Source organism: Blautia sp. BCRC 81119 (assembly GCF_003184505.1).
GTDB lineage: Bacteria > Bacillota > Clostridia > Lachnospirales > Lachnospiraceae > Blautia_A > Blautia_A fusiformis.
Genome location: NZ_QJHD01000052.1, coordinates 1 through 7524 on the forward strand (window position 1 = coordinate 1; position 7524 = coordinate 7524).

Here is a 7524-nt window from a genome sequence, read left to right on the forward strand (position 1 = left end):
GAGCCAGGTACGCATCAGCGTACATGGCGAGTTATGGGGCGCCCTGCACGGCAGAAGACTCAGACGCTTAGTATGACCCGGCGAAACGACCGCACCAGGCACGACCATGCAGCCGCCCCGCTGGCAGTCTGTCCGTTCGTCCCTCCCTCCATTCATCCCTCCCACCCACACAAAAAAAGAGCCCCCAGGCCCAAACACCCGGGAACTCTCCCCAAAACGCAAAACTCAAATTTCCAATTATCATCAATCGTTACCAGTTGTCACCAACCATCACCCAACACGCAGCCGAAACTTCTGAATCTCCTTCTCACTGGAAACCCTCTCAATCTCAGCCCCAAGACTCCTGAGCTTCTCCTCAAAATTCTCATACCCACGCTGGATATAAACAATATCATCAACAACCGTAACACCCTCAGCAGCCAGCCCCGCAATAACAAGCGCAGCCCCCGCACGAAGATCCGGCGCACTCACACGCGCCCCCGTAAGCTTCCTCACACCATCAATAATAGCAGAGTTCCCCTCCACCTTAATATTGGCACCCATCCGGGAAAGCTCATCCGCATACTTAAACCGGTTCTCAAAAATACTCTCAGTAACAATACTCGTACCCTCAGCCAAAGCCAAAGTAACCGCGATCTGCGGCTGCATATCCGTAGGATAACCAGGATAAGGCAACGTCTTCACATGCGTACGATGAAGCACATGCGGCGCACGGACACGAACCGCATCATCAAACTCCTCAACCTCACACCCGATCTCCTCAAGCTTAGCAGTAGTAGCCTCAAGATGCTTAGGAATAACATTACGAACAGTAACATCACCACGAGTAGCCGCAGCAGCAAACATAAACGTACCAGCCTCGATCTGGTCCGGAATGATCGAATACTCCGTACGATGAAGCGTCTCAACACCACGGATACGGATCACATCCGTACCAGCACCCTTGATATTCGCCCCCATACTGTTCAGGAAATTCGCCACATCAACAACATGCGGCTCCCTCGCAGCATTCTCAATGATCGTACGACCAGTCGCCATAGAAGCAGCCATCATAATATTAATAGTAGCACCAACAGAAACCACATCCAGGAAAATATGGCTGCCATGCAGATTCTCCGCCTTGGCAACAATAGCACCATGACAGATATCAACATCCGCACCAAGAGCACGGAAACCCTTCAGATGCTGGTCGATCGGCCTGCTGCCGATATTACATCCACCCGGAAGCGGAACCTCCGCATGCTTATACTTACCAAGCAAAGCACCCAGAAGATAATAAGAAGCACGGATCTTCTTGATAAACTCATAATCCACGCTGAGATTGCCGATAGTAGAACCGTTGATCTTTACAGTAGACTTATCAATACGCTCAACCTGAGCCCCGATCTCGGAGATCGCCTCAAGCAGAACATTGATGTCCCTAACATCTGGCAGATTCTCGATCAATATAGTTTCATCAGTCATAATGGCTGCTGACAATATCGCAAGCGCCGCATTCTTCGCACCCGCAATATCCACTTCTCCAACCAGAGGATTGCCGCCTTTAATCACATACTGTTCCATAACACACCTCTATTATTTACTCCTCTATGAGCAGAAACTTTCTCTGAATTTACTGCAGGAACAAACGTTCCGCAATACCGTTTTTTAGGTCAGTTGTATATTATAACACATATTTCAGATTTGTAAACAATTTATGACGAAAACCTGTCACAACCCATGACCCGAAACACTCCAGCAAACCGTTTCCACAAGCCAACAGTTACGCCTTATCTCCCCTGTTCTTCAGTGCCTCAAGCACAACCTGGAGACTCCCCTCCAGATCCTTATCCTCTTCATCCACCACAATGTCCGCATATTTCTCATACAAAGGAACACGCTCATCATAAAGACTCGCCAGCGTCTGCCCCTCCTTGAGCACAACACCACGCCCCTTAAGATTACCAAGACGCCTGGAAAGAAGCTCCAGCGAGATCTTAAGATACACCACAACACCCTCAGACTTCAGATGCTGCATAGCCTCATCGCAGTAAACCACACTTCCACCGGTAGCGATCACCGTATTCTCCACCTGGATCGAAGCATTCACACGATTCTCGATCGCCTTGAAGCCCTCCGTACCCTCATCTGCAATGATCTTACTCAAAGTCCTCTTCTCCGCCTTCTGGATCAGAAGATCTGAGTCAATAAACTGGTACCCAAGTACCTTCGCAAGTACGACACCGATGCTGCTCTTCCCCGCACCAGGCATCCCTATCAGTGTAATATTATTCATACTGTATCCTTTCATTTTAGCATAACAGCTGCCAAACCTCAACAAACGTTACGGCTCCGCAGAACCTACCGTTTCTCTCTCCCTGCCTTCCCCGACGTCTTTAATTTCCCTGACATCCCTGGCTTTCCTGACATCCCCGGCTTTCCTGACATCTTCAACTTCCCTGACGTCCCTGGCTTTCCTGACGTCTTCAACTTCCCTGACATCCCTGCCTTCTTTGATTCCCTGTCTGCTTCCCTATCTGATTTCTTATCCAACTTCTTCTGCATCTGCTTCTTCTTTACGCTGTAGCCGAAGGTTCCCACCTTCCGGCCACCCGCCAGATACTCCCCATGGGAATAAACCAGAAGACCCGCATCATTGAGACGAAACCTGTTGTTTTTATCCATATAAGCTTCATCCGCATGGACCGCAAGCACATCCGCAAGAAACATGTCATGAGACCCCAGCTCCTTCACCTCACGCACCCTGCACTCGATTGAAACCGGAGCCTCCCCGATCATCGGTGCAGAAACAAACTGCGCTTTCTCTTTCGTAAGGTTCAGCTTTCGGAACTTGTCCACATCACGTCCCGAACGGACCCCGCAGAAATCCGTTGCAAACGCCAGCTTCTCCGTTGTCAGATTGATCACAAATTCACCCGTTTTCCGGATCATATCATAGGAATAACGGGAAGGTCGGACAGAAATATAAGCCATCGCCGGATTGGTACACACCGTACCCGTCCACGCAACCGTTATGATATTATCATGCCCCTCACCATCGGTAACACTCACCATTACAGCCGGCAGCGGATAGATCATGTTCCCCGGCTTCCATAACTGTTTCGCCATTTTCCGTCACCTCTTATGCATAATCGCTGTTCATCAGCTGAGCAGCCTCCATCATAGCCGGAATCAGCTGCTTCTTTCTGGAAACCACACCCGGCAGACTGAAGGTATCTCCATCCGGTTTCCGCTCAAAAGCGATCTCCGCCATCTGCTGGCTGCCCTCCCCGTAAAACAGAAGCTCTGTAGACTCCTCCAGGATATTCGTCAGCATAAAATAAACTCTCGTGATATCATGACGGCCACACTCACTCACCATAAACGGCATCAGCTTCTCCTTGATCTCCTTAAGCTCCTCGCTGTCCATGGAACTGATCTGACCCACACCAAAGGAAACATTACCCTCACCGATAAACTTCTTGTAATCCTGATAAAAAATCTCCTCCGGAGACTTATCCTTCAGATTACTTCCCGCAGAAAACATCTCTCGGGCAAACTCCTCGATCTTGATCCCCGCGATCAGCGCAAGAGCACTGGCAGCGATCTTATCCGTCTGCGTACAGGTCGGTGAACGGAACATCAATGTATCCGAAATAATAGCCGCACAGAGAAGCCCCGCGATCTTTTCCGGGATCTCCAGTCTCTGCTCTCCGTAGATTTCATAAAGGATCGTACCCGTACATCCCACCGGCTCATTACGAAAAGCAACCGGCGTCATGGTCTGCAAGGTACCCAGCTTATGATGATCGATGATCTCAAGGATCTCCGCCTTCTCGATATTATCAACAGCCTGATCCACCTCATTATGATCCACAAGAACCACTTTCTTTTTATGCATATCCAGAAAATTACGTCTGGAGATCGTACCGATACACTTACCATGAGGATTGATCACCGGAAACGCCCTGTGACGGTTTTTGATCATAACATCCTGGATATCATCCGTAAAATCCTCGGTATTAAACGTAACCATGTTATCCCGCTTCATAACAAAGCTGACCGGAATACTCTGATTGATCAGACGCGCAATATTAAACGTATCATACGGAGACCGGATGATCACGATATTCTTCTCATGAGCAAGCTTTATAACCTTCTCGGAAACCACGATATTCAGCCCCACGATGATACAGCTTACATTCTGGCTGATCGCCTGAAGATGATCCTCCTCACGGTCACCCATGATGATCATATCATCCTCCTCAACGTAGCCCTCCAGCATCTTCGGGTTGGCAGTACCGACAAGCACACGCCCCTTCACAAAATATCCGTGTCCGTTACCTTCCACCACTTCACCGCCAACAGTCTCGGCAATTCTCTGATACTGCGTCCTCGCATTGGAAAGAAGATAACTGTCTGTAGTATCCATATAGGTCTTTGCGATATCACCAATCGTCACAAGCCCCTCCAGACACCCATCCTTATCACGGATCGGAAGAGAAACGATCCCGTTCTCCTGCATCAGATCCCAGGTATTCTTCAGCGACATATTCTTATCCGCCTGCGGACTGGTCCGGATATCCATATCCTTGACCTGCGTACCGATATTTCCCAGATAAGCCGGCGGCTGTACGCCAAAACGGTTCAGCACATACCTGGTCTCCTCATTGATCTGCCCCGCTCTCTTCGGGATATATTTTTTATTCTGCGTAGTTCTGTTTTTAATATCCGCATAAGCAATAGCCGAACAGATGGAATCCGTATCCGGATTCTTATGTCCGATTACAAATATTCTCTCCGGTTTTTTCATACACATCCATCCTTTTTCATCCAAAATAATCATAATTTAATATTTGCAAACAAAGCACCCAGGGAAGTAGTAGCCTCTTCCCCCGACTCCGGAAGCTCAAAAGACTCCTCCTCAACCTCCTTAGCCATCAGATCCGATGCCTCTTTAATACTCAGGCTCAGCTTACCATCCTTGATCGCGATAACCTTCACCTTAACCTTATCCCCAACACTCAAAACCTCAGAAGGCTTCCGGATCCTCTTCTCACAGATCTGAGAAATATGCACCAGCCCGGAAACCCCGTTCCCAAGCTCCACAAAAGCACCATACGGCTGCAAACTCTCAACCGTACCCTCCGTCACAAAGCCAACCTGGATATTGGAAATCTTATTCCGTTTCTCCACCTCAGCCCTCTCACGAAGAATCTCCCTCGCCGAAAGCACCAGCCTCTTCTTCGCCTTATCAGCCTCGATCACCCGCACCTGGATCGGCTTATTCAGAAACACCTCAGTATCCTCAACAAACTCCAAAGCAAGCCTGGATGCCGGAATAAAACCACGGACACCCTCAACATAAGCAATGGCACCCCCGTTAACGATTCCCTTCACAACAACATCCAGCACCTCACCCGAATCCTGAAGCTCCTTCAGCCTGTCCCAGGCAAGCACATCCGCAGCATCTGCTCTGGAAAGAAGAATATTCCCCTGACCATCATCCCTGCGAAGAACCATCGCCTGAACCTCATCCCCCGGCTGAACAGCCTCTTTAATATTAAACCCCGGCACCCGGGAAAACTCCTCCACCGGAATAAAACCCTCAGCATAAAACTTAAGGTCAAGAACAACCCCCGACTCATCCACACTCACAACAGTCCCTGAGATAATATCACCCTCATCGATCCTCTTAAAAGAAGCCTCCAGCTCCCTCTCAAAATCCTTCATAGACTCCGCCATATCCAGACCTCCCATTCAAACAAAAACCCAACCACCGCCGCCCCAAACCAGACGACAGCACTATAATCCTAATCATTATAGCATGCACACCCCACCCGCGCTATATTTTTTGCACTGGAAATTTCTTACCCCCTTTATTTCTCTCCAACACACAGGACAGACTCAGATCAGCCCATTTATCACACCCTTGATGCTTTCTTTATTTCTCTCCAACGTACAGGACGGACTTAGTACAATTCCAGAATTTCTTTGTAGTGCATCCTTTTTGTTTCTCTCCAACGCACAGGACGGACTGCCGGAGGGGCGGCTACATGGTCGGGACCCGGTGCGTCGGAGTAAGCCGCTGGTCATACTTAGCGCCTGAGGCTTCTGACGGGAAGGTACTCTGCGGCCACAAGCCGCAGAGTAAGCCCCATCTGTCTGAGCCAGGTACGCATCAGCGTACATGGCGAGTTATGGGGCGCCCTGCACGGCAGAAGACTCAGACGCTTAGTATGACCCGGCGAAACGACCGCACCAGGCACGACCATGCAGCCGCCCCTCCGGCAGTCCGTCCGTCCCTCCCTCCCTCCATCCCCACCCACAAAAAAAAGAGCCCAAAAAAGGCCCAAAAACGAGGAGTGCCCCGGTAGTGGCTTACCGGGGCGATTATTATGAAAAAAATTGTATGTGTAATGATACAGATACACACCATTACAGCGTCTTTCGTAACGTTCTTTCGAACTATCCCTATACTACCAGACAAATATGAACAAACAATGAACATCTCGTAAACAATTAGCGCATTTGCACAATTTTTTTCAAAACACCCTCCCCCAATTTATAAAAACACCACATTCACAAACAAAACCAAAACCCTAAACATTGTACATATTGTACATCTCAACCAAACAAACCAACAACAACCCCAACAAAAGAGCCACAACCCTCACCCTCTAACTCAAACTCCATCTAAAACATCATCAAAAACACCAGCCATCACAAACCATCACCGCCGTGAAAGCATCCCCTTAATAAACTCAATCGCCTTCTCAAAAATATTCTTCACATCAGACTTCGTAACACCCATATCCTTCAAAGTACTATAAGCATCACTCACATACCCCTTGATCTGATCATCACTCATCTCAATCCCACGGAACTTACTGATAATATTAACCAGCGAACTCTTATCATCCTCATTAAGACTCACCCCAAAATGATCCGCAGCCTCATCGATCCCCTGAGAAATCTCATCATCCGTGATCTGGTTAGAATCAAAAAGCCCCTTCACATAAACAATGATATCCCCAACCTTATCCGGATCAGAAGCAAGAGACCCAACCTCATTATCCTTCAGGATCTCCTCCGCCTGACTCATAACAGAACCAGAATCAGACGCCATAACCATCATCGGAGATGTACATGAAATAACACCCGCAATAACCAAAGCTGTAACCTTGTTCAATCTTCTCATAATATTCAACCTCCATACGGGCACCAGCCCTTATCAAAAATTGCCTTTTACTATTTTTAACTATCTTTTACTGCCTTTTTATTACCTCATCATTACCTTTTCGACGCCCCTCAGTATACCACACACCCACACCCCTCTGTAAACCGTAATTTTCCCCATTCCCACCCACACCATTCAGACTTTATGTCTATTACCAAAAATATATTCACAATATTTTCATATTTTAAACTATAAATGAGCAAGTTCGTGATTTTGCATAAAAGAAAGACACCTCGATTCCATGTGTTGTATAATGAAAGTGCCAAAACAAACATTTGCAACATTTACGAAAGAAGGTGTCTCTC

At 48.0% G+C, this 7524-nt stretch carries 5 protein-coding genes and 1 pseudogene; all 6 read right to left on the reverse strand.

The genetic code is table 11. The features are described from left to right. Positions 1–270: 270 nt before the first annotated feature. The 6 genes and pseudogenes from DMI82_RS19325 to DMI82_RS19355 all read right to left on the reverse strand — a co-directional run bounded on the left by DMI82_RS19325 (position 271) and on the right by DMI82_RS19355 (position 7180). Positions 271–1563: a UDP-N-acetylglucosamine 1-carboxyvinyltransferase gene (locus DMI82_RS19325; RefSeq protein WP_092073580.1), complete on the reverse strand. Its 1293-nt coding sequence runs from the start codon at positions 1561–1563 to the stop codon at positions 271–273. Between the two features lie 199 nt (positions 1564–1762). After that, positions 1763–2275 carry a shikimate kinase gene (locus DMI82_RS19330; RefSeq protein ID WP_022426930.1) on the reverse strand — a complete coding sequence of 171 codons (513 nt, stop codon included), beginning with the start codon at positions 2273–2275 and terminating at the stop codon, positions 1763–1765. Positions 2276–2520: 245 nt separating this feature from the next. Further along, positions 2521–3108, reverse strand: a pseudogene (locus DMI82_RS19335) (flavin reductase family protein); the annotation flags it as partial. Between the two features lie 13 nt (positions 3109–3121). Continuing rightward, entirely contained in the window at positions 3122–4792 is a 1671-nt protein-coding gene (locus tag DMI82_RS19340; RefSeq protein WP_044961512.1) for a putative manganese-dependent inorganic diphosphatase, read from the reverse strand. 29 nt (positions 4793–4821) lie between these two features. Next, complete coding sequence (locus DMI82_RS19345; RefSeq protein ID WP_015526560.1) at positions 4822–5724, reverse strand: 30S ribosomal protein S1; 903 nt, start codon at positions 5722–5724, stop codon at positions 4822–4824. A 988-nt stretch (positions 5725–6712) separates the two neighbouring features. Continuing rightward, complete coding sequence (locus DMI82_RS19355; protein ID WP_015526559.1) at positions 6713–7180, reverse strand: DUF1002 domain-containing protein; 468 nt, start codon at positions 7178–7180, stop codon at positions 6713–6715. Positions 7181–7524 lie beyond the last annotated feature (344 nt).

Excerpts from the sequence above, each read along its gene's own strand:
- DMI82_RS19340 (WP_044961512.1), bottom strand. The coding sequence starts at position 4,792 with ATGAAAAAACCGGAGAGAATATTTGTAATCGGACATAAGAATCCGGAT.
- DMI82_RS19345 (WP_015526560.1), bottom strand. The coding sequence starts at position 5,724 with ATGGCGGAGTCTATGAAGGATTTTGAGAGGGAGCTGGAGGCTTCTTTT.
- DMI82_RS19330 (WP_022426930.1), bottom strand. The coding sequence starts at position 2,275 with ATGAATAATATTACACTGATAGGGATGCCTGGTGCGGGGAAGAGCAGC.
- DMI82_RS19355 (WP_015526559.1), bottom strand. The coding sequence starts at position 7,180 with ATGAGAAGATTGAACAAGGTTACAGCTTTGGTTATTGCGGGTGTTATT.
- DMI82_RS19325 (WP_092073580.1), bottom strand. The coding sequence starts at position 1,563 with ATGGAACAGTATGTGATTAAAGGCGGCAATCCTCTGGTTGGAGAAGTG.